18 protein-coding genes and 1 pseudogene are annotated in these 23764 nt (G+C 58.1%); 9 read left to right on the top strand and 10 right to left on the bottom strand.

Annotated elements, in window-relative coordinates; genetic code table 11:
- Positions 1–2: 2 nt before the first annotated feature.
- Complete coding sequence (locus RTN40_RS12300; RefSeq protein ID WP_409418530.1) at positions 3–1382, bottom strand: glycoside-pentoside-hexuronide (GPH):cation symporter; 1380 nt, start codon at positions 1380–1382, stop codon at positions 3–5.
- Between the two features lie 331 nt (positions 1383–1713).
- Between RTN40_RS12300 and metC the strand changes: the two genes are divergently transcribed.
- On the top strand, positions 1714–2901 hold the full coding sequence (gene metC, locus RTN40_RS12305; protein ID WP_312228716.1) for a cystathionine beta-lyase: 1188 nt from the start codon (positions 1714–1716) through the stop codon (positions 2899–2901).
- Between the two features lie 131 nt (positions 2902–3032).
- The gene (gene yghB / locus RTN40_RS12310; RefSeq protein WP_312228717.1) at positions 3033–3692 is read left to right on the top strand and encodes a DedA family general envelope maintenance protein YghB; all 660 of its coding nucleotides are present in this window, start codon (positions 3033–3035) and stop codon (positions 3690–3692) included.
- Between the two features lie 55 nt (positions 3693–3747).
- Here the strand turns inward: yghB and RTN40_RS12315 are convergent, their stop codons facing one another.
- Positions 3748–4638, bottom strand: a complete 891-nt coding sequence (locus RTN40_RS12315) for an AraC family transcriptional regulator (protein WP_312228718.1) — start codon at positions 4636–4638, stop codon at positions 3748–3750.
- 193 nt (positions 4639–4831) lie between these two features.
- Between RTN40_RS12315 and yqhD the strand changes: the two genes are divergently transcribed.
- The 3 genes from yqhD to RTN40_RS12330 all read left to right on the top strand — a co-directional run bounded on the left by yqhD (position 4832) and on the right by RTN40_RS12330 (position 8592).
- Positions 4832–5995 carry an alcohol dehydrogenase gene (gene yqhD / locus RTN40_RS12320; RefSeq protein WP_312228719.1) on the top strand — a complete coding sequence of 388 codons (1164 nt, stop codon included), beginning with the start codon at positions 4832–4834 and terminating at the stop codon, positions 5993–5995.
- Positions 5996–6099: 104 nt separating this feature from the next.
- Entirely contained in the window at positions 6100–6927 is an 828-nt protein-coding gene (gene dkgA / locus RTN40_RS12325) for a 2,5-didehydrogluconate reductase DkgA (protein ID WP_312228720.1), read from the top strand.
- Between the two features lie 192 nt (positions 6928–7119).
- Positions 7120–8592, top strand: coding sequence for a DASS family sodium-coupled anion symporter (locus tag RTN40_RS12330; protein WP_312228721.1), 1473 nt, complete (start codon positions 7120–7122; stop codon positions 8590–8592).
- A gap of 2 nt (positions 8593–8594) precedes the next feature.
- Here the strand turns inward: RTN40_RS12330 and RTN40_RS12335 are convergent.
- From RTN40_RS12335 to RTN40_RS12355, 5 genes and pseudogenes are all read right to left on the bottom strand, one after another.
- Positions 8595–10833: pseudogene (locus RTN40_RS12335) on the bottom strand (YgiQ family radical SAM protein); the annotation flags it as partial.
- Between the two features lie 62 nt (positions 10834–10895).
- Positions 10896–12308: a cell division protein FtsP gene (gene ftsP, locus RTN40_RS12340; RefSeq protein ID WP_312228723.1), complete on the bottom strand. Its 1413-nt coding sequence runs from the start codon at positions 12306–12308 to the stop codon at positions 10896–10898.
- Between the two features lie 51 nt (positions 12309–12359).
- Positions 12360–13097, bottom strand: a complete 738-nt coding sequence (locus RTN40_RS12345) for a 1-acylglycerol-3-phosphate O-acyltransferase (protein WP_312228724.1) — start codon at positions 13095–13097, stop codon at positions 12360–12362.
- A gap of 182 nt (positions 13098–13279) precedes the next feature.
- Positions 13280–15538: a DNA topoisomerase IV subunit A gene (parC, locus tag RTN40_RS12350; RefSeq protein WP_312228725.1), complete on the bottom strand. Its 2259-nt coding sequence runs from the start codon at positions 15536–15538 to the stop codon at positions 13280–13282.
- 118 nt (positions 15539–15656) lie between these two features.
- Positions 15657–16064: a NirD/YgiW/YdeI family stress tolerance protein gene (locus RTN40_RS12355; protein WP_312228726.1), complete on the bottom strand. Its 408-nt coding sequence runs from the start codon at positions 16062–16064 to the stop codon at positions 15657–15659.
- Between the two features lie 149 nt (positions 16065–16213).
- Between RTN40_RS12355 and qseB the strand changes: the two genes are divergently transcribed.
- The 4 genes from qseB to RTN40_RS12375 all read left to right on the top strand — a co-directional run bounded on the left by qseB (position 16214) and on the right by RTN40_RS12375 (position 19253).
- Positions 16214–16873 (top strand): quorum sensing response regulator transcription factor QseB, encoded by a 660-nt coding sequence (qseB, locus tag RTN40_RS12360; protein WP_312228727.1) that lies wholly within the window; start codon positions 16214–16216, stop codon positions 16871–16873.
- Entirely contained in the window at positions 16870–18219 is a 1350-nt protein-coding gene (qseC, locus tag RTN40_RS12365) for a quorum sensing histidine kinase QseC (RefSeq protein ID WP_312228728.1), read from the top strand. The genes qseB and qseC overlap by 4 nt, the downstream gene beginning before the upstream one ends.
- Before the next feature lie 107 nt (positions 18220–18326).
- Positions 18327–18908: an NAD(P)H-dependent oxidoreductase gene (locus tag RTN40_RS12370; protein ID WP_312228729.1), complete on the top strand. Its 582-nt coding sequence runs from the start codon at positions 18327–18329 to the stop codon at positions 18906–18908.
- Positions 18909–18938: 30 nt separating this feature from the next.
- Positions 18939–19253 carry a putative quinol monooxygenase gene (locus tag RTN40_RS12375; protein WP_312228730.1) on the top strand — a complete coding sequence of 105 codons (315 nt, stop codon included), beginning with the start codon at positions 18939–18941 and terminating at the stop codon, positions 19251–19253.
- 42 nt (positions 19254–19295) lie between these two features.
- Here RTN40_RS12375 and RTN40_RS12380 read toward each other — a convergent pair whose 3' ends face one another.
- Genes RTN40_RS12380 through RTN40_RS12390 form a run of 3 tightly spaced genes read right to left on the bottom strand, consistent with a single transcriptional unit; the run spans position 19296 to position 23624 of the window.
- Complete coding sequence (locus RTN40_RS12380; RefSeq protein WP_312228731.1) at positions 19296–20483, bottom strand: glycoside hydrolase family 88 protein; 1188 nt, start codon at positions 20481–20483, stop codon at positions 19296–19298.
- Between the two features lie 32 nt (positions 20484–20515).
- Positions 20516–21769 (bottom strand): oligosaccharide MFS transporter, encoded by a 1254-nt coding sequence (locus RTN40_RS12385; protein ID WP_312228732.1) that lies wholly within the window; start codon positions 21767–21769, stop codon positions 20516–20518.
- A 43-nt stretch (positions 21770–21812) separates the two neighbouring features.
- On the bottom strand, positions 21813–23624 hold the full coding sequence (locus RTN40_RS12390) for a DUF2264 domain-containing protein (protein WP_312228733.1): 1812 nt from the start codon (positions 23622–23624) through the stop codon (positions 21813–21815).
- Between the last annotated feature and the right edge of the window lie 140 nt (positions 23625–23764).

Raw genomic sequence — 23764 nt, forward strand, 5'->3', positions numbered from 1 at the left:
CCTTATGCGTTTTTCAGTTCGTCGCCCACCAGCACCGGGCGGTCGCTTGCTGCGGGACGGGCAGCCTGCTCACGGGCTGCCAGATCGCGCTGGATGGTGGCCATCATGGTGTCATCGAGCTTGTAGAAGCGCGCGAGCCACCAGAGGATCAGATAGGAGATCGATGGCCCCAGGGTCAGCAGGCCGACAATACCGGCGGTGGCCAGCGGCGTCTGCTCGGCAACGCCCGCCTGATAGCCAAACAGCCCCAGCGCAAACCCGACGGCAGCGCCCGCTACGGCCATCCCCATCTTTAAGGCAAAGAGATTACCCGAATAAGATAAACCGGTAATGCGATGGCCGAATTTCCATTCACCATAGTCTGCCGCGTTGGCCATCATATTCCATTTAAAAGGCTGGTACATTTGATGGAAAAAGCCGACCAGGAAATAGAGCGGGAAGACCACCGCCAGCCAGGTGGGCGGAATAAAGAACATCACCACGCCGGTAAATACCAGCAGCAGGTTAATATTTTTAAACAGCGAGACGGCACGATAGCGTTTAGCTAAATAACCGGCCGCGAGGCTGCCAATAATGGTGCCGACCACGCTGGTAGAGACAAAGGCCGATTTCATCATCGTTCCTGCCGCAGTCTGCACGCCGCCCATCATTAAATAGGTAGCATAATAGAGCGTCGCCGCGCTGCGCATTACCCCTGCCATACTGGAAAAGAAAGTGATAATTGCCACAATGCGCCACTGATCGTTTGCCAGCAGGCAGCGAATATCCTCCCGCACGCTGTTCTGGGTCTCTACTACCGGAGCGACGCGCTCTTTGGTAGAGAAAAAACAGAACAGCAGCATGACAATGGCAATCGCGCCCATAATGCCCATTGTGGCCTGGAAACCAAACTGTTTATCCTCTTTACCCAGCCAGTCCACCAGAAACAGGGTGGCGACCGACACCATCAGCCCGGCAGCGGATGAGATGGTAAAGCGATAGGACTGCGCCGACAGGCGATCCTTCTCATCGCGGGTAATGACCCCGCCCAGCGCGCAGTAGGGAATATTAATAAAGGTGTAGCAGAGCATTAACAGGGTGTAGGTAATATAGGCGTAGATCAGTTTTCCGGATGCGCCAAAATCGGGCGTCGTAAACGTCATGACGGCCAGCACCGCATAGGGCACGGCAAACCAAATAAGCCAGGGGCGGAAATGCCCCCAGCGGGTTTTCACCCGATCGGCAACAATGCCGGTTAGCGGATCGGTAATAGCATCGAGGATACGGGTTACTAAAAACATCACCCCCACCGCTGCCGCAGAGAGGCCGTAAATATCGGTATAAAACCAGGTTAAAAACATGGTCACGGAGGAGTAAACAATGCCGCAGGCGGCATCCCCCATCCCAAATCCTAATTTTTCTGCAATCGACAACTTTGTATTATTTGCCACAATCAATCTCCCACAGAATTAGCCTGCGCCAATCTAAGGCTATTTTTTTGCTGCGGCCTATTGCTAAATTTCACTCCCCTTTTATGTTTTTTAATAACTGATACAGATATCACACATCTTTGCTTTTGGTATTACATGTTGCGCCAAAGCTGTCTACCACTGCCTCGTTTACTGACGGGAAGGCAAAAAAAATTTCCCTCATTTCTGGCAAATGACGGGGTCAATTTCTGCCGGGCCGTGGTAGTCTGGACATCCAGACGTATAAAATCAGGATAGTGTGAAGATGACAGCGAAGCACATCGATACCGCGCTGGTGAATGCCGGGCGCAGCAAAAAATATACCCAGGGTTCGGTGAACAGCGTGATCCAGCGAGCCTCGTCGCTGGTTTTTGAAACGGTAGAAGCCAAAAAGCAGGCAACGCGCGGGCGCGCTAAAGGCGAGCTGTTCTATGGCCGCCGGGGGACGTTGACCCACTTCTCTCTGCAAGAGGCCATGTGCGAACTGGAGGGCGGGGCTGGCTGCGCGCTCTTCCCCTGCGGCGCTGCCGCCGTGGCTAATACTATCCTCGCCTTTGTTGAGCAGGGCGACCATGTCCTGGTGACCAATACCGCCTATGAGCCTACCCAGGACTTCTGTAGCAAAATTCTGGCTAAGCTCGGCGTGACTACCGGCTGGTTCGACCCGCTGATCGGCGCGGATATTGCCAACCTGATCCAGCCCAACACAAAAGTGGTGTTCCTTGAGGCGCCAGGCTCCATCACCATGGAAGTCCACGACGTCCCGGCCATTGTCGAGGCGGTAAGACGCGTTGCGCCAGAGGCGATCATCATGATCGACAATACCTGGGCGGCGGGCATTCTGTTTAAGGCGCTGGAGTTTGGGATCGATATCTCTATCCAGGCCGGGACCAAGTACCTGATTGGTCACTCGGACGCGATGGTCGGTACGGCGGTCTCCAATGCTCGCTGCTGGGACCAGCTGCGTGAGAATGCCTATCTGATGGGCCAGATGCTGGATGCAGACACTGCCTATATGACCAGCCGCGGCCTGCGCACCCTGGGCGTGCGCCTGCGCCAGCACCATGAGAGCAGCCTGGCCATTGCCGAGTGGCTGACGACGCATCCACAGGTAGCGAAGGTCAACCACCCTGCCCTGCCTGGCAGCAAGGGCCACGAATACTGGAAGCGGGACTTTACCGGCAGCAGCGGACTCTTTTCGTTTGTGTTAAACAAACGCCTGAGCAACGACGAGCTGGCGGCCTATCTCGACAACTTCAGCCTGTTCAGCATGGCCTACTCCTGGGGCGGCTTTGAATCGCTGATCCTCGCCAACCAGCCGGAACACATTGCCGCTATCCGTCCTGAGGGTGAGATTGACTTCACCGGAACGCTGATCCGCGTGCACATTGGTTTAGAAAACGTTGACGATCTGATTGCCGATTTAGCGGCAGGATTTGAGCGTATCGTGTAAAGTGTATGAGGCTGGTACAGATTTAGACAAAACCAGTGGAATTGTCTGCATTTCTTGCGTTAACGATCAAGGTGCTGCGGGCATTTCGGGAGTACAATAAGCCTTAATTATGCGGTTCCACAGGAATGTCCATGGCTGTTATTCAAGAAATTATCGCTGCGCTCTGGCAACACGATTTCGCAGCGTTAGCGAATCCACATGTTGTTGGCGTTGTTTACCTGGTTATGTTTGCAACGCTGTTTTTGGAAAATGGACTGCTTCCTGCCTCATTTTTGCCCGGTGACAGCCTGCTGCTCTTGACCGGGGCGCTGATCGCCCGTGGCGTGATGGACTTCGTCCCGGCGCTGGTCATTCTGACGACTGCCGCCAGCCTCGGCTGCTGGCTGAGCTATATCCAGGGCCGCTGGCTCGGAAATACGCGGGTGGTTAAAAGTTGGCTGGCGCAGCTGCCGGCGAAGTATCACCAGCGCGCGACCTGCATGTTTGACAGGCATGGCCTGCTGGCGCTGCTGGCCGGGCGCTTTCTTGCCTTTGTGCGCACCCTGCTGCCAACCATGGCCGGTATCTCCGGGCTGTCGAACCGCCGCTTCCAGTTCTTTAACTGGCTGAGCGCCCTGCTGTGGGTGGGTGTGGTCACCGGTCTCGGCTATGCCCTGAGCATGATCCCCTTTGTGAAGCGCCATGAGGATCAGGTCATGACCTTCCTGATGATCCTCCCGGTCTTCCTGCTGGTGGCTGGACTGCTGGGTACGCTGGTGGTGGTGATTAAGAAGAAGTACTGCAACGCCTGATCTCTTCGCGATGGTAAATGCCGGATGGCGCTGCGCTTATCCGGCCTACATAAATTTATACTCCCCTAATCCGTGCCGCATCCTCTCCCGGCGTCACGCCAAAGTAGCGTTTGAACTCACGGCTAAACTGCGAAGGACTTTCGTAGCCGACGCGTATCGCTGCCGCGCTGGCCTTCATCCCGTCGTGGATCATCAGCATCCGCGCCCGGTGCAGGCGATAGGTCTTCAGATATTGTAGCGGTGAGGTGCTGGTCACCGATTTAAAGTTATGGTGGAACGCCGACACGCTCATGTTGGCTTCGGCGGCCAGCCGATCCACGCTCAGGTTCTCGGTGTACTGACTCTCGATACGTTTCAGCACCCGGCTGATGAGGCTGAAGTGGGTCTGACGACTGACCAGCGCCAGCAGCGCCCCGCCGCACGGCCCGGTCAGCACATGGTAAAGAATTTCGCGCACGATCTGCTTACCCAAAATCCGCGCATCCAGCGGTCGGGCCATCACGTCCAGCAAACGTTCGATGGCGCAGAGGATCTCCCCCGACAGCGTGGCCGAATTAATGCCGCTTGCCGCCATCGCCGGCTGGAAGTGTTCATCCTCGCCGATGTCCATCAGCAGCTCCTGCAGCTGCAAAATATCAACGTTCAGGCGGATCCCGGCCAGCGGCACCTCTGGCGTGGCGAAGGTCTCACACTCAAAGGGCAGCGGTACGGTAAGTAACAGATATTCGTTAGTGTCGTAGCGAAAAACGCGATCGTTGATATAACCGATTTTATGCCCGGAAAAGAGGATCACAATCCCAGGCTGGTACATCACCGGCGTACGCGTCCCCGGCTGGGTGCCATAGAGCAGACGCACGTCGGGCAGCAACGCACTCAGTTTGTTTTCATTATCTTTCAGCTGCTTAATCTGTTGCGTCAGCTGATGGCAGATCGCGTCGCGGTTCATTTCTTTGCTTCTCCAGGACGATGTTTAGCTATGCCAAGTGTGCGCGTTTTTGTGCGTTTTCTCCAGCTTGCGGGAGAAATGGGCAAGAGATCGGCAGGAATATGCATTGAGAGCGCCGGGTACGGAGACCACAATATTCCCCAGCAGGCAGCCCGCTGCCGTTTATCTTTTCACCGATACAAGGGAAAGCGTCATGAATAACTTTAATCTGCATACCCCCACCCGCATCCTGTTTGGTAAGAACGCCATTGCCGATCTGCGCGACCAGATCCCGGCAGGCGCACGCGTGCTGATCACCTACGGCGGCGGCAGCGTTAAAAAAACCGGCGTGCTGGATCAGGTCTATAGCGCGCTGAACGGTCTCAACGTGCTGGAGTTTGGCGGCATTGAGCCGAACCCCTCTTACGAAACGCTGATGAAGGCCGTCGCCATCGCCCGCGAAGAGAAGATCACTTTCCTGCTGGCTGTGGGCGGTGGTTCGGTGCTGGACGGCACGAAATTTATCGCCGCCGCTGCGCACTATGCTGACGGCATCGATCCGTGGCACATCCTGCAAACCCGCGGCAGCGAAATTAAAAGCGCGATCCCGATGGGCTCCGTGCTGACCCTGCCGGCCACCGGCTCCGAATCTAACAAGGGCGCGGTTGTTTCCCGTAAAGCCACCGGCGACAAGCAGGCGTTCCACTCTCCGTTCGTTCAGCCGGTATTTGCTATTCTCGACCCGGTCTACACCTACACCCTGCCGCCGCGCCAGGTAGCGAACGGCGTGGTTGACGCCTTTGTCCATACCGTTGAGCAGTACGTGACCTACCCGGTCGATGGCAAAATTCAGGATCGCTTCGCGGAAGGCATTCTGCTGACGCTGATCGAAGATGGCCCGAAAGCGCTGCAGGAGCCGGAAAATTATAACGTGCGCGCCAACGTGATGTGGGCGGCGACCCAGGCGCTCAACGGCCTGATCGGCGCGGGCGTGCCGCAGGACTGGGCTACCCATATGCTGGGCCACGAGCTGACGGCAATGCATGGCCTGGATCACGCCCAGACGCTGGCGGTGGTGCTGCCCGCGCTGTGGAATGAAAAACGCGACGCCAAACGCGGCAAGCTGCTGCAGTACGCCGAGCGCGTCTGGAACATCACCGAAGGCAGCGACGATGAGCGTATCGACGCCGCTATTGCCGCTACGCGTAGCTTCTTCGAGCAGATGGGTGTCCCGACCCGCCTCTCCGGTTACGGCCTCGACGGCAGCTCCATCCCTGCCCTGCTTGAGAAGCTGAACGAGCACGGCATGACCCAATTAGGCGAACATCAGGATATTACCCTCGACGTCAGCCGTCGCATCTATGAAGCCGCGCGCTAAAGGTTTTTTCTTCTGTGACTTTCGTTTTTGGGCTTTTCGTCCAGACTTAAGTCACTCAACTCCACCTGGGCCAGCCCGGGTGGAATTCATATAAGGAGGAATGCATGGCAAATCCAACCGTGATTAAGCTTCAGGACGGCAACGTAATGCCGCAGCTGGGCCTCGGCGTATGGAAAGCGGGCAACGAGGAGGTCGTCTCCGCCATTCATAAGGCGCTGGAGGTGGGCTATCGCTCGATTGATACCGCTGCGGCCTACAAAAATGAAGAGGGCGTCGGCAAGGCTATCGAAAGCGCGGGGATCCCGCGTAGCGATCTGTTTATCACCACGAAGCTGTGGAATGACGATCAGACCCGCCCTCAGGAAGCGTTGCAGACGAGCCTCGACAAGCTGAAACTCGATCATGTTGATCTCTATCTGATGCACTGGCCGGTACCGGCTATCGATCATTACGTTGAAGCGTGGAAAGGAATGATCAAGCTTCAGGAGCAGGGGCTGGTGAAGAGCATCGGCGTCTGTAACTTCCAGATAAGCCACCTGCAGCGTCTGATCGATGAAACTGGCGTGACGCCGGTGATCAACCAGATTGAACTGCATCCGCTGCTGCAGCAGCGTCAGCTTCATGCCTGGAACGCCACCCATAAGATCCAGACCGAGTCCTGGAGTCCGCTAGCCCAGGGCGGCGAAGGGGTCTTTGACCAGAAGATCATTCGCGAACTGGCGGACAAGTACGGTAAAACCCCGGCGCAGATCGTGATCCGCTGGCACCTGGATCAGGGCCTGGTGGTGATCCCGAAATCGGTCACCCCGGCACGCATTGCGGAAAACTTTAAGGTATGGGATTTCCGCCTCGATAAAGACGAGCTGAGCGAGATCGCGAAGCTTGATAAGAGCAAGCGCCTCGGCCCGGATCCGGACCAGTTCGGCGGCTAAGCACCTCTTTACGCTTGTAACCCGGCCTGCGTGCCGGGTTTTTTATTGCCTTATTCCCTGCAAAAGAAACATCCTGCAACAATTCCATACGACTATTAGGTGTATTTTTTACGCACCTGGGTGCAGCATATCCCTTACATAACCCATTGATTATTCATAGAATCCATTTCTTACTAATATTTCATCCGCACGATGAATAAGGATATGACAGTGGCGGAAACAAAATCCTCGGGCGTCCGATGGCTCCCACTCATCATCATCGTTGCCGCTGCGGCGGCTCTCTGGCAGCTGACTCCTCCTTCCGGTCTGAGCATGGCGGCATGGTGTTCGGCCATTATCTTTGTGGCCACCATCGCCGCCATTGTGGCGAAGGTGCTGCCGATTGGCGCGGTGGGCATTATCGGCATCACCGTCTTTGCGCTGGCCTACGCCGCCGGGGATACCACCGCCAGCGGGGCCATTACCACGGCGCTGAGCGAACTGAACAGCTCGCTGATCTGGCTGATCGTCGTTGCTTTTATGATCGCCCGCGGCTTCATCAAAACCGGTCTCGGGCGGCGGATCGCCCTGCAGATGATCCGCCTGCTGGGTAAACGCACCCTTGGGCTGGCCTACGGGCTGGCATTTGCCGATCTGATCCTCTCTCCGGCGATGCCCAGCAATACCGCCCGCTGCGGGGGCGTGATCTATCCCATTGCTGACTCGCTGGCACGCAGCTTTGACTCCCGCCCGGATGACGAATCACGCAGTAAAATCGGCACCTTTCTCATCACCTGCATCAGCAACGTTAACGACGTCACCGCCGCGCTGTTTATGACCGGCTACACCGGCAACCTGCTGGCGGTGAAGCTCGCCGCCAACGCTGGCGTGACCCTGACATGGGGCAGCTGGTTTATGGCGGCCCTGCTGCCCTGTCTGGTATCGCTGCTGATCGTCCCGCTGCTGGTCTACTGGCTCACCCGCCCGGAGATCCGCCATACGCCGGACGCCCCGGCGCTGGCCCGTCAGGAGCTGGCGCAGATGGGTAGCATGTCACGCGGCGAGTGGCTGATGCTCGGCACGGTGGTGGTTCTGCTGGTGCTGTGGATTTTCGGCGACGCACTCGGGGTTGACCCGACGACGGCGTCGTTTGTGGGCCTCTCTGTCCTGCTGCTCTCCGGCGTGCTGAGCTGGGAAGATGTAAAGAGTGAAAAAGGGGCGTGGGATACGCTGATCTGGTTTGCGGCGTTGCTGATGATGGCCAACCAGCTGAAAAAGCTCGGGTTCACCACCTGGTTTGGCAACCTGATTGGCGACAGCCTCGCCAGCTCGCTGCACGGTACCAGCTGGGTCGTGGTTTTACTGCTGCTGAACGCGGCCTACTTCTATACCCACTACTTTTTTGCCAGCGGCAACGCGCAGATTGCCGCTCTCTACGCGGTGTTTCTCGGCGTCGGGCTGCATCTGGGGATCCCTGCTGCGCCCTGCGCGCTAATGCTGGCGTTTACCAGCAGCCTCTACTGCTCCCTGACCCAGTACACCCATGCTCGTGGCCCGATCCTGTTCGGTGCGGGCTACGTACCTACCGGGGTCTGGTGGCGCACGGGGTTTTTGGTCAGCCTCTTCAACCAGGCGGTCTTTATTAGCGTCGGACTCGCCTGGTGGAAGGTGATTGGGCTGTATTAACCCTTAGCGCCTGCCTTGCCGCGCATTTTATTGCCTGCCGGCGTCTGACGCTGGTGGGCAATAGGTGTGTGCTTGGTGAGCGCCGGGCGGGTATGACGATTCTGACGCTTTGCTTCCCGCATTTCGTCCAGCGTTGGTGAAGGCACCAGGCAGTCGCGACGGCTACCGATCAGGTGCTTCTTACCCATATCTACCAGCGCCTGACGGATCAGCGGCCAGTTTTTCGGATCGTGATAGCGCAGCAGCGCCTTATGCAGACGGCGCTGTTTATCACCCTTCGGCACCACGACGTTCTCACTCTTGTAGCCAATCTTGCCGAGCGGGTTCTTCCCGGTGTAGTACATGGTCGTTGAGTTGGCGAGAGGCGACGGATAGAAGTTCTGCACCTGATCGAGGCGGAAGCGGTGTTTTTTGAGCCACAGAGCCATGTTCACCATGTCTTCATCCCGCGTTCCCGGGTGGGCAGAGATAAAGTACGGGATCAGGTACTGCTCTTTACCGGCCTGCTTTGAGTAGGTGTCAAACAGCTCTTTGAAGCGATCGTAGCTGCCCATCCCCGGCTTCATCATCTTCGACAGCGGGCCTTCCTCGGTATGCTCCGGAGCAATCTTCAGGTAGCCGCCCACGTGATGGGTCGCCAGCTCTTTGATGTAGCGCGGATCCTCCACGGCGATGTCGTAGCGTACGCCGGATGCGATAAGGATCTTTTTGATCCCCTTCAGATCGCGGGCGCGGCGGTAGAGGTTGATCGTCGGCTCATGGTTGGTATCCATATGCGGGCAGATATCCGGATAGACGCACGACAGGCGGCGGCAGGTCTGCTCTGCGCGTGGCGACTTGCAGCGCAGCATATACATGTTGGCCGTCGGGCCGCCAAGATCGGAGATCACGCCGGTAAAGCCGGGCACGGTGTCACGAATGGCTTCGATCTCGTTGATGATCGACTCTTCGGAGCGGCTCTGGATAATGCGGCCCTCATGCTCGGTGATCGAGCAGAAGGAGCAGCCGCCGAAGCAGCCGCGCATGATGTTGACCGAGAAGCGGATCATCTCATAGGCCGGAATGCGGCTGTTGCCGTAGGCCGGATGCGGCACGCGCTTGTAGGGCAGCGCAAAGACGCTGTCCATCTCTTCGGTAGAGAGCGGAATCGCCGGCGGGTTGATCCAGATGTAGCGGTCGCCATGCTTCTGCATCAGCGCCCGCGCGCAGCCTGGGTTGGTCTCATGGTGCAGAATGCGCGAGGCATGGGCGTAGAGTACCTTGTCAGCCTTCACCTTCTCAAATGAGGGCAGCAGGACGTAGATCTTCTCCCACGGCTTTGGACGCGGCGGCTGAATAACGACGGCTTTCGCTTCGGCTTTCTTCGGTTCAACAGGTTTGTTGTCGGCGCACGGCAGGTCGTCCCCGTAAGGATGGGGGATCGGGTCAATCTTGCCCGGCATATCAATGATCCGGGAATCCACCCCGCTCCAGCCCGGCAGCGCCTCTTTGACCATAATCGCGGTGTTGCGCACGTCGCGGATGCTGTCCACCGGCTCGCCCTGCGCCAGACGATGGGCCACCTCCACCAGCGGACGTTCACCGTTGCCGAAGATCAGCATATCGGCTTTGGAATCCACCAGCACCGAGCGACGCACGGTATCAGACCAGTAGTCGTAGTGCGCGGTACGGCGCAGGCTCGCTTCAATACCGCCCAGGATCACCGGCACATCTCTCCACGCCTCCTTACAGCGCTGGGTATAGGCCAGCGTGGCACGGTCCGGGCGCTTGCCCGCCACGTTATCCGGCGTGTAGGCGTCGTCATGGCGCAACTTACGATCGGCAGTGTAACGGTTGATCATCGAGTCCATGTTGCCTGCGGTGACGCCGAAGAACAGGTTTGGCTTGCCGAGGCGCATAAAGTCCTCTTTGCTGTTCCAGTCCGGCTGGGCAATGATGCCGACGCGGAAGCCCTGCGCCTCCAGCATGCGTCCGCAGATCGCCATCCCGAAGCTCGGATGATCAACATAGGCATCACCGGTAACCAGAATGATGTCGCAGCTGTCCCAGCCAAGCTGATCCATCTCTTCACGTGACATAGGCAAAAACGGCGCGGGGCCAAAACAGGCAGCCCAATACTGCGGCCATGAGAAGAGGTCGCGATCCGGCTGGATCAGGGAAATAGCGCTCATAATGCTTCCGGGGTGGTTAAAAAAAGATCGTCAAAGGGCGGCGATTATACGCTCTAAAATTACATAAAATGAAGGGGAATTATGCGAAGTTTGTTAATGCCCGGTGGCGCTGCGCTTACCGGGCTTACAGGTTTATGGTGCCGGGTTGACCAACAGCTGACCGATGGATCCCCGATCCGACATCTCTAGCGTCTGGCTAAAGTACTGGAACGGGAAGTGCGGCCAGGAGGGCTGCCCGTAGTAGACCAGCAGCTCAACCTGCCCATCCACCCAGACGGTATCCTTCATGCCCCGATCCTCCGGGAACGGCATGGCGCCGTTGACGTTGCGGATCAGGAAGCTGACGCCCTCAATATGGAACGACTGCGGCGTGTCGGCGCGCACCGTCCAGCGCTCCCAGGTACCCTGCTGGGCAGTAATATCGATGCGCTTGATATCCCACAGCTGACCGTTGATACCTGGATCGTCGCCGAGGGCGATATCCCGGCTGCGTACCGCCGCGCCGCTCATCAGATCCGTCGGCAGCAGCCGCAGCGGTAGCGTATCGGTCACCAGCGGCAGCAGCCCGGTAGGACGTAACGTCAGTACCAGGGTGGAGATGAGGATGCTCGATGGTTCAAAGAAGCCGCGGATGCGGTCAACAATTCCCGCCGCCTCGCCACAGGTGATGGACACTTCATCGCCGTCGGTCATATTGACGAGAATTTCACGTCGTTCGCCGGGAGCCAGCGAGAGCTGCTTCACCGATACCGGCGCGGGTAAAAAACCCTGGTCGCCGGAAATAACGTGCAGCGCCCGGCCATCGCTCATCTGCAATTGATAGCGGCGGGCGTTGGAGGCGTTCAGCAGGCGCAGACGCACCCAGCCGCGTGACACCTCGACATAGGGACTCTGCGCGCCGTTGACCAGCAGCGTATCGCCCACGAAGCCGCCGCTGCCAGGCTCGCTGTACTCCGGCGTGCCGAAGTTATCCAGCCGCTTGTCCTGAATAATAATGGGAAAGTCATCCACACCGTAGTGATTGGGGATCGGCAGAGATTTACTTACCTCATCCTCAATCAGCCACATGCCCGCCAGCCCGTTATAGACCTGCTCGGCGGTGCGGTTTGGCGTGTTGGCGTGATACCAGAGCGTCGCCGCACTCTGGCGGATCGGCAGCACCGGTGCCCAGTCGGCGCTGGGAGACATCATTCGCGCCGCGCCGCCGATCAGCGGGCCGGGAACCTGCAGGCCGCTGATGGTCATGGCGACGTTCTCTTGCAGCCGGTTGCTGTAGATCATCTTCACGTCGTCGCCGCTCCAGACGCGGATGGTCGGCCCAAGATAGCGGCCATTGATGCCCCACACCTGGGCACGCGTGCCTGGCGTAAAGGACCAGTGCGTCCGCTGCAGAGTCAAAAACAGCGGCTGCCCACGACGCGATTCAACGAGCGGCGGCACGGGCAACGGCTGCTGCTGCCCGGCGGCGTTAGCCTGCAGCGGAACCGCGCCTACACAAAGCGCAGCGCCGGAGGTCTGGATAAACTGACGCCGACTGAGTGACATATCTTGCTCCCTGTAAAACGGACTAAAGCGCGTATAAAAGCACGGCTACCCTTATCGCTTGTCAGCGGCTTCGCGGGCGGCAACTTCGCTATCAAGCTCGGCGATCTTCTCCGCCATCAGCGTCCGGCAGTGGGTAGCCAGTTCGCGTACCTGTTCTTTACCAAACTGGCTGGTGTCCACCGGCGGTAACATCTCGACAATCACCAGGCCGTTATTCAGTCGGTTAAGGTTAATTTTGTTGGAGGTGTTTGAAACGCATACCGGAATGATAGGCACGCCAGCAGCAATAGCAGCATGGAACGCGCCGGTTTTAAACGGCAGCAGCCCACGTCCGCGGCTACGGGTGCCTTCCGGGAACATCCAGATAGAGATATCGCGCTTCTGGATATGCTTGACCACCTGAGCAATAGTCCCGTGCGCTTTGGCACGGTTATCGCGGTCGATCAGCAGGTTACCGGTCAGCCAATAGAGCTGGCCAAAGAACGGGACCCACAGCAGGCTCTTCTTACCCACGGTAACGGTGCGCGGCTGCACAATGCTGGCTGCGGTGACCATATCGTAGTTGTTCTGGTGGTTACCGATGTAGATCGCATTGCCATACGTCGCCGCATCAGGCGGCAGGCGCAGCTCTACTTTAATGCCCATCACCGGGGCCAGGCGACCAAACAGATGGCCAAAGGTGGCGACGTGCTTTGGATTCCGTGGGCTAAACAGGCAGTAGATACAGCCAAAGATACAGACCAGGATGCTGTAAATTACAACAATGATTACGCGTAAAATGAATAGCATAGCTACCTCGAAAGCCCGGACACCCGCCCATTATAGTGTAGCGGCTGACGGTGCACGGCTTTGTTCCATCGGGTCCGTGAAAAGGCGTATTGTCAATCGTAACCTGCGATTTAACAATGACTTTACAGGAAATTTTATGGGTAGCTCCCCCTTCGTCTGGAAGGGGGAGAAGCGCACAGGGATTACTCTTCGCTGTCGCCAGCCGTTGCCCGGCGCGGCGAGTCGATCTCTACCTTGTCGATACGCTGGAGTCCGCGCATCAGCGTCCCACGGCGGCCACGCTCGCCGTGCACCTTCTGCAACTCCTCGGGACGCATTTTGATTTTGCGCTTGCCAGAGTGCAGGGTCAGCGTACTCTGCGGCGGCAGAATAAAGAGGTGCGCCAGGCTATCCTCTCCCTTCGCCGCTTCGGCTGCTGGAATGCTGATGATCTTATTCCCTTTACCTTTCGACAGCTGCGGCAGATCGCTAATCGGGAACATCAGCATGCGCCCGGCAGCGGTGATCGCCAGCAGCAGATCGCTGTCGTCAACAATCTCCAGCGGCGGCAGCACGTGCGCGTTTTCCGGCAGGGTAATCAGCGCCTTACCGGCACGGTTGCGGGCAATCAGATCGTTGAAGGTACAGACGAAGCCGTAGCCTGCATCGGAGGCCATCAGCAGCTTCTGCTCCTCAGCGGCCATTACCATATGCTCAACGGTGGCACCCGGCGGCAGCGTCAGCTTGCCGGTCACCGGTTCGCCCTGCCCGCGCGCCGACGGCAGCGTCAGCGGATCGACGGCGTAGCTGCGTCCGGTGGTGTCGATAAAGACCACCGGCTGGTTGGTTTTGCCTTTTGCTGATGCTTTCCAGCTGTCGCCCGCCTTGTAGCTCAGACCCTGGGCATCGATGTCATGACCTTTGGCACTGCGTACCCAGCCCATCTGCGACAGCACGATAGTGACCGGTTCGGATGGCAGCATGTCATGCTCGCTCATCGCCTTCGCCTCTTCACGCTCGTGCAGCGGTGAGCGGCGATCGTCGCCGAATGCATCGGCATCGGCCTGCAGCTCTTTCTTCAGCAGGGTGCTCATTTTGCGTTCTGAAGCGAGGGTGCTCTGCAAACGGTCGCGCTCTTTCTCCAGCTCGCTCTGCTCGCCACGGATCTTCATCTCTTCCAGCTTCGCAAGGTGGCGCAGCTTCAGCTCGAGGATCGCTTCAGCCTGGGTTTCGCTGATGCCAAAGCGCGACATCAGCACCGGCTTGGGTTCATCTTCACCGCGGATGATCTCAATCACCTCGTCGATGTTGAGGAACGCCACCAGCAAGCCTTCAAGGATATGCAGGCGCTTGAGCACCTTCTCAAGGCGATGGTTCAGGCGGCGGCGCACGGTATCACGGCGGAATGCCAGCCACTCGGTGAGGATCTCCAGCAGGTTTTTCACCGCCGGACGCCCGTCGAGGCCGATCATGTTCAGGTTGATGCGGTAGCTCTTCTCCAGGTCGGTGGTGGCAAACAGGTGGTTCATCACCTGATCCATATCCACCCGGTTGGAGCGCGGCACCACCACCAGACGAGTCGGGTTCTCGTGATCCGATTCGTCACGCAGATCGTCTACCATTGGCAGCTTTTTATTGCGCATCTGGGCAGCGATCTGCTCCAGCACGCGCGCCCCGGAGACCTGGTGCGGCAGCGCGGTGATCACTACCGCGCCATCCTCTTTTTTCCACACCGCGCGCATGCGCACGGAGCCGCGGCCGTTCTGGTAAATTTTGCGGATCTCTGCCCGGGAGGTGATGATCTCCGCCTCGGTCGGGTAGTCCGGCCCCTGGACGATATCCAGCAGCTGATCGAGGGTAGTCTTCGGCTGGTCGATGAGGGCGATTGCCGCCTGCGCCACTTCGCGCAGGTTGTGCGGCGGGATGTCCGTCGCCATGCCAACGGCGATGCCGGTGGTGCCGTTCAGCAGAATGTTTGGCAGGCGGGCAGGCAGCATCTTCGGCTCCTGCATCGTGCCGTCAAAGTTAGGCACCCACTCAACCGTACCCTGCCCCAGCTCGCCCAGCAGCAGCTCGGCATATTTGGAGAGGCGCGACTCGGTGTAACGCATCGCCGCGAAGGATTTCGGATCGTCCGGTGCGCCCCAGTTCCCCTGGCCGTCAACCAGCGGATAGCGGTAGGAGAACGGCTGGGCCATCAGCACCATTGCCTCATAGCAAGCGCTGTCGCCGTGGGGATGGTATTTACCCAGCACGTCGCCCACGGTACGGGCAGATTTTTTAAACTTCGCGCTGGCGTTGAGGCCCAGTTCAGACATGGCGTACACGATACGCCGCTGCACCGGCTTCAGGCCGTCGCCGATAAACGGCAGCGCACGGTCCATGATGACGTACATGGAGTAGTTCAGGTAGGCATTTTCAGTGAATTCATGTAGCGCGAGGCGCTCTGCCATATCGCTCATTACGTGTGATTCCTCAGCGTTTGCACCCAATTATTCAGGGGCAATATTACCGCAGATTTTACCTTATCTGCCCTGCTGAGTCACAAGAAAAAGGCCGGATAACCGGCCCTTCAGACAATTACTTGGCGAGCTTGGTGATTTGCTTCACTTCGATCTCAAACTCGTTCCAGTCTTTGTCAACTTTACCCTGAATTTCAACCTGATCCTGCGGCGTCACGTTCTGGCCGTTCCAGCGTTTTTGATCGATTTCCACGTTGACCGTACCGCTGGCATCGCGGAAGACGTAGCGATCGTCAGAGAGACGCTCGGTAATGTTACCCCGCAGCTTCACCCAGCTGTCATCTTTCAGATCTTTCGCCTTCGCGGCAGTCGTCGGGCTGACGCTGTTATCCACAAATCCGCCCTGCTGGGTCTGGTTTTGCGTCTGGGGTTGTGTGGCCGATGGCCCGCTGAAGCCACCCTCTGCGGCGAAAACGGGGGCGGAGGCCATCATGGCGATGGCGGCAATAGCAGCTAATTTTTTCATCGTATATCTCCTTTTTGTCTGGTGTCATGCTCCATTAAACAGGGTAGATCTTAACGAGTTCTTAAGCAGAAAATTTAAATTTTTTTACTGTACAGCCGTAGGTTACAGGAGGTTTACTGCGTAAAAGTGGGCACGGCATGGAGAGGCAGATGCGAATTTTACTGGTGGAAGATGACAAGCTGATAGGCGACGGTATCAAAGCCGGGCTGGGTAAAATGGGCTTCACCGTTGACTGGTTTACCTCAGGCGGCATAGGCAGAGAAGCACTCTATCGTGCCCCCTACGATGCGGTGATCCTCGATCTGACGCTACCAGAGATAGACGGGCTGGCCATCCTACGCGACTGGCGCCAGGCGGGCCGCAGCGAGCCGGTGCTGATCCTGACCGCACGTGATGCCTTAAACCAGCGCATCGAGGGTTTACGCCTCGGCGCGGATGACTATCTGTGTAAGCCCTTCGCCTTGATAGAGGTTGCGGCGCGGCTTGAAGCGCTGATCCGCCGCAGCCACGGCCAGACCCACAGCGAGCTGCGCCACGGCAACGTCACGCTCGATCCCACTCGTCTGGTCGTGCTCATGGATGGCGAAACCCTGATCCTCAAGCCAAAAGAGTTTGCCCTGCTGGAGCTGCTGATGCGCAACGTCGGGCGCGTGCTGCCGCGCAAAGCGATAGAGGAGAAACTCTACAGCTGGGATGACGATGTGTCGAGCAATGCTGTTGAGGTGCATATCCATCACCTGCGCCGCAAGCTGGGCGCAGAGTTTATTCGCACCGTGCACGGCATTGGTTACACCCTGGACAACGTATGAAGCTGACGCAACGCTTGAGCCTGCGGGTCCGGCTCACCCTCATTTTTTGTCTGCTGGCGCTGGCCGCCTGGCTGGTCGCCAGCGTGGCAGCCTGGCAGCAGACCACCCACAGGCTTGATAAGCTCTTCGATACCCAGCAGATGCTCTTTGCCAAACGTCTTCTGGCGATGGATCTCGATAACGTCCCTGCCCCGCTGCGCCAGGTCCGTACGTCGGAAAAGGTCCGGCATGGTCATCTTGATGATGACGCGCTGGCTTTTGCCATCTACTCCCCCGACGGCAAACTGCTGCTGCACGATGGTGAGAACGGCCAGGATATTCCGTATCACTACCGCCGGGACGGCTTTAGCAACGGGCAGCTGCAAGACGATAACGATGCCTGGCGGCTTCTGTGGCTCACGGCCCCTGACGGGAAATATCGCATCGTGGTGGGCCAGGAGTGGGAGTATCGTGAAGATATGGCTATGGATATCGTTACCTCACAGCTTACCCCCTGGCTGGTGGCGCTACCGCTGATGCTGCTCTGCCTGGCGGTGCTGCTCAGCCGAGAGCTGCGTCCACTGAAGAACCTGGCCCGGACGCTGCATCAGCGTGCACCGGATACCACCGATATGCTTCCTACCGACGCTATTCCATCGGAGGTGCGACCTTTGCTGGACGCGTTAAATAACCTCTTTGCCCGTACTCAGCAGATGATGACTCGCGAGCGGCGCTTTACCTCCGACGCGGCGCATGAGCTGCGTACCCCTCTTGCCGCGCTCAAGGTCCAGGCTGAAGTGGCGCAGCTCTCGTGGGACGACGCCGAAGGTCAACGGCGTGCGCTTATCCAGCTGCATACCGGTATCGACCGCGCGACACGGCTGGTGGATCAGCTTCTTACCCTTTCGCGCCTCGACTCGCTCGATAACCTGGACGATGTTGAGCAGATCGCTCTGGCGGATCTTTTGCAATCGGCGGTGATGGATATTGATGCCTCGGCACACCGGGCAGGCATTGCGATCCACCTTGCTATCGATGCGCCGGAGGTAACGCGCCCCGGACAACCGCTGCTGCTCAGCCTGCTGGTGCGTAACCTGCTGGATAACGCAGTGCGTTACAGCCCGCGCGGTAGCCGGATTGACGTCACGCTGGAGCCGTGCTGCTTTACCGTTCGCGATAATGGACAGGGCATTCCGCCTCAGTCGCTGCCGCGTCTCGGCGAGCGTTTTTATCGTCCGCCGGGGCAGCAGGAGACCGGCAGTGGCCTGGGGTTATCGATTGTGAAACGTATCGCCACGCTGCACAACATGGCGGTGACGGTGGACAATGCAGCGGAAGGTGGGGCAGTGGTTCGAGTAAGCTGGTAGCCGCATTATTGCTATATAAGCAAAAGTCTTTGCACATTTTGCTCATTTTTCTCTCTAGTCGAGGTCGTTAGAATAGTCGGCAAATTCGTTTTCTATCGGGACAAAAAATGAGCAACATCTTAATTATCAACGGCGCTAAAAAATTCGGCCACTCTAACGGCCAGTTAAATGACACCATGACCGACGTTGCTGCCAGCTTCCTCCGCGACAGCGGGCACGATGTAAAAGTCGTCCGCACCGACGGCGACTACGACGTGAAAGAGGAAGTGCAGAACTTCCTGTGGGCCGATACCGTGATCTGGCAGATGCCGGGCTGGTGGATGGGCGCGCCGTGGACGGTGAAAAAGTACATTGATGACGTCTTCACCGAAGGTCACGGTTCCCTGTACGCCAGCGATGGTCGTACCCGCTCTGACGATGCGAAAAAATACGGTTCCGGCGGCCTGATTCAGGGCAAAACCTACATGCTGTCGCTGACCTGGAACGCCCCGCTGGACGCGTTCACCGACAAAGAGCAGTTCTTCCATGGCGTAGGCGTTGACGGTGTTTACCTGCCGTTCCACAAGGCAAACCAGTTCCTCGGAATGGACGCGCTGCCGACCTTTATCGCTAATGACGTGATCAAAATGCCGGACGTGCCTCGCTATACCGCAGAATATCGCAAGCATCTTGCGGAAATTTTTGCTTAACTGTCAGACGGTACAAAGAAGGAGTTGACCATGTTGACAGTGATTGCAGAGATTCGCACCCGTCCGGGCCAGCATCATCGCCAGGCCGTACTGGACGAGTTTGCGAAAATTATTCCAACCGTATTAGAGGAAGCGGGCTGCCACGGCTATGCGCCGATGGTAGATACCGCCGCCAACGTGAGCTTCCAGACCACCAATCCGGACTCTATCGTGATGGTGGAGCAGTGGGAGACCGTGGCTCATCTTGAAGCGCATCTGCAAACCCCACACATGAAAGCGTGGGGCGAGGCGGTAAAAAGCGACGTGTTAGAGACCCATATCCGTATTCTGGAGCAAGGGGTTTAGCTGTGTTGCCCGGTGGCGTTGTGCTTACCGGGCCTATAATTATTACCAGTAGAGCTTCCAGCTCTGGCTAAACCGCATCAGCGCCTCGACGTAGAAGTAATCCCCCCAGCTGGCACACTCATCCACCCCTTTATTGCTGGCGAGATGGTACACCGAGTGCTTCAGCAGCCCGTTACCGGGTTCGTTAACCCCCATCAGATAGTGCTTATTCAGCGACGACATAATGTGCATCGCCCACTGCTGATAGCGAGCGCGATCGGGATCGCTTACCGGCAGCTGCTTCACCAGCTCCAGCAGGCCACAGACGGCAATGGCGGCGGATGAGGAGTCCCGCAGCGCATCGCTGCCCACCAGGGCCAGATCCCAGTGGCAGACGCCATCCTCCGGTAGGCGGTTGAGGAAGTAGTTCGCCAGCCTTTTAGACAGCGCTACCATCGTTTTATCGCCGGTGTAGAGGTAGCTTAGCAGGAAGCCATAGATCCCCCACGCCTGCCCCCGCGACCAGCACGAGTCGTCGGCATAGCCCTGCTGGGTATTGCCGTAGCGCGGCGCACCGGTTTGTACATCCATGTAGTAGGTGTGGAAGGTCGATGCATCGTCGCGGATCAGATACGCCGCCGCCTGCTGAACGTGGGCCTTCGCCGCCTCGGCAAAGCGCGGATCGCCGGTCTGCTCGCTGGCCCAGTAGAGCAGCGGCAGGTTCATGTTGCAGTCGATGATCATTCTCCCCGCCTGCTGCGGATCGGTAAGATCGCCCCACGCCTGAATGATCTGCGCCTTTTCATGAAACCGTTCCAGCAGCGCCTCGGCGGCCTGGATCGCAAAGCCGCGCGCGTCGCGGTTGCCGGTCAAGCGCCAGGCCGCCACGCAGGAGAGCGTATAGAGGAAACCGAGATCGTGGGTGTTGGTATCCTGACGTCCGGCAATGCGCAGCCCGAAGGAGCGCACGTGCTTCTCCGCCAGCGCACGATACGATGCCTCACCGCTCATCTCCCACGCCAGCCACAGCTGGCCGGTCCAGAAGCTGGTGGTCCACTCCACGTTATCGGTTAACGGGTAGTAGCCTTTGACGCAGGTTTCGGCTGGAAACTTTTCACCGAACTCCGTTAAATGACGGCTTATCAGTTCGAGGGCCTGACGACGAGCGGTAACCAGCTCATCCTGAAAGGCGCGCTCATCCACCAGCGCGGGAACCTCTCCCAGACGCTCCTCAACGATACGATTTAACATATTCCGGTCCTTCTTCTTAATGAATGAATAATCTACCCGGCGACATTGACCGCAGGCGCGCCGCGCCGCTTGCTCTGGCAGGCCGACAGGGTAAAGGCAGAGATAAGGGTAAAGGTGAGGGCTATCGCGCCCATGATGATATAGGTCTGCTCAAAGCCAATTTTGTCGTAGAGGATCCCCGCCGGGGATGAGACCACTACGTTGCCGACGTAGAGCATCGCCTGGTAGCCCAGCAGGTACATGGTGGCGTTCACGCGTTTATCGAAATGCTCAGCGATATATTTAAAGACCGACACCAGCAGGAGGCAGATCTCCAGACCGTAGAGCGGTTTGAGCACGGAGATCAAGAGGTGGGAATCACACAGCCCGGAGATAATCAGCCGCGCACCGACCACCAGCCCGACAATCAGCAGCCCGCGTTTGGCCCCGACGTAGTTCACAAACATCGGGATGATCATGTACATGACAAACTCCATCCCCGACTGCACGGTGCCCAGATAGCCAAATACGGCGTTGCCCTGGTGCACATCCTCAAAGAAGGTGACGAAGTAGCGGGAGAACTGCTGCTCGGCGATAAACATCATCCACGCCACGCCCGCCACGTAGAGGCAGAAGGCCCAGAACTTGCGGTTTTTCAGCAGGGCATAGACGTCGGCGGGAACGATCTTCTCCTTCGCCAGTACCTCTCCTGCACGCTCGGATCGCGTATCGACCTTCAGGCTAACCAGCACGATCAGCATCACGATGGAGGCGACGCTGCCCATGATGAAGTTGTAGGCCGGAGAGAGGTTAAACAGCAGGCCGGAGAAGGAGGAAGCTACCGCCCAGCCCAGCGATCCCCACATGCGGATCTGGCCGAACTCCATGCCGTTCAGGCGGCTGTAGCGATCGGTATAGGATTCGCAGGCCGCAACGCCCGCGTACCAGGCAAAGCTTAAATAGATGGCGCCGACCACGATCCCCAGCAGCGTATTGGAGAGCAGCAGCGGCTGGTAGACGTAGATAAAGAACGGGGCCATCAGGGCCGAGACGGCGACAACGAAATAGAGCAGGTATTTGCTCATGCCGATCTTATCCAGAATGTAGCCGTAGATCGGCTTCAGGATCACCGAGAAGATACCGTTAACGGCAAATACCGTACCGATCACCGTTCCGCTTAGGTTAGCCTTTTGCCCGAGCCAGATGGCCAGCAGACCAATACTGGCTGACCAGGTAAAGAAGTAGAGAAAGATAAAGGAGCTGATTTTGTAATATTCAGTCCGGCTGTTTTTAATTATTTTTTCCATACTATCCTCGACGAAGGTATGTAAGGGTAAGAGAGGTTTTTATTTATAACGTGATGACTAAATCGGTTTTCATCGCGGGATGACGCACCGTCAGCGTCCCGTCTTCTAAACGTACTGCCGCCACGGAAGCGATATCGCTCTGCTCTGGATCGCCCGCGATAGCGGTACAGCAGAGCCAGTGACGCCCCGGCGTCAGGGTGGCGGTTAATACCGGGATCGCCGCACACTCGGCAAACATCACGCTGCTGTTGGGCGGTGTAATGACGCAGTCGCCGTGGCGCTCAAGGCCAAACGAGAGGTCGTAGATCGCGCTGCTACCGTTGGTGGCGTGAACCACGCAGCCGGAGGCCAGCGTCTGATGCGCGGCTTTCATCACCGCGAAACCGCCCTCCACGCTGTTCAGATGACGCACGGTGTCGATACAGTGCAGCCGCAGATGGCCTTCGCCGCAGGGGATCAGCCAGGTGGCCACCTGTACGTCGTGCCAGGGCGACCAGCGCGAGAAGATGTACGCTTCGCTGACGACGGTCTCCTCACAGCCGCGGCGGCCCCGATAGTACCCATCCCCCTCAGCGAGCAGCAGCATACTGTCGCAGGCGGCATGCTTGATGCCGTAACGCCCGCGCTCAATGGTGAAGCCGAAGCGGCTGGAGTAGGCAAACTTGGTGTATTTCGCCTCGGTATTGACGTAGTTGTTCAGCTCAAGCTGGCCGGAGGCGAGCATGCAGACGTGCCGCGAGGCGTCGCTGTGCATCAGGATCTGCCCGGCATGCGGGAGCGCCCGCCGTGCCGCCAGCGCTGGCAAGTTCTCCTCCTCTACCTGCCAGAACGGATGCGTTTCAGGCAGAGCGAGGATCAGAAACACCTTCAGCGCCCAGTAGGGCGAGCCGGGAGAGTTGTAGTCTTCGCACATGGCGAGGTTCGGATAGGCAAAGCCGAGAGTGAGAATGCCGTCCCGGTCAAAGATAGGCTGCGTCAGCCACCAGCGCAGGTGGCGGAGAACAATCCCCTTCACTATGCCCGGCGTGAACACCTCTAGCCCGCTAAAGGCTACCGCGCTCCAGAAAGCCACCATCGCAAAGCGGTAGGTCAGGCTGCGGCCAAAGGGCACCGACTCTCCCCCCGCCGCCGACATGTAGATAAAGTCCTGGGCGAACAGCTGCGCCCTCTCCCGCAGGGTGGCGGCGCGTTGGGGATCGTCTTCAGCGTTCAGCGTGGCGTAGATCAGCCCGTAGAAGTGAAATGCCATCGAGATGTAGTAATCCTTAGGTCGCCCCGGACCGTCTGAGTACCAGCCGTCTCCAAGGTAGTAAGCCTCCATCATCGCAAAGCGCCGCTCTACCGCCTGCCGATCCCAGGGCAGCCCGGCGCGTTTAAAGCCGAGCTGCACCATGATGGCAAAGTAGTTCCAGTTGCTGTCGGGCATTTCGGCATCAGTAATTTGGTTCAGCCAGGCGTGGAGGTTCTCCTGCTCGCGCGGCGTGAACCAGGCCAGCAGACGATCCTGCATCAATGCCAGGCCCAGGCCATAGGCCGCCATCTCCACCAGCCGCTGATCGTAAGGCCCGGTTTCGCCCCAGTAGCCTGGGCTGTGCGGATCGGTCCCCTGCTTGATGGCGGTGATGTATTTCGCGCTGAGCGGCGTCTCCTCCCCGGCGGCCAGCAGCGGAAACAGGCCCCACAGCGCTCGCGACAGCCCCTCCATGTTGGCAATCTCAACGCTGTAGTGGGCGCAGGTGTTGCCTAGCGCGAAGCGTGACTGCCCCTCGGGAAACTGCTTATCCAGCGCGCCCAGCATCTCCGTGACCAGATCAACAACGTCCTGCCGGGATGACAATACATTTGATGTTTCCATTTCCGCATCAGCCTCTTAACAAAGTGGCTCAAGGATAGTGAATCGCTGGCGCGTAGAAATGTTAGCCACGTCACAGCCGGGAAAGATGGGTAAACTCGCAGTTGAGAAAATTTAAAAAGGTGGTTTATAAAGGCGTGCAG

It is taken from the genome of Pseudescherichia sp. (assembly GCF_031987975.1).
GTDB lineage: Bacteria > Pseudomonadota > Gammaproteobacteria > Enterobacterales > Enterobacteriaceae > Pseudescherichia.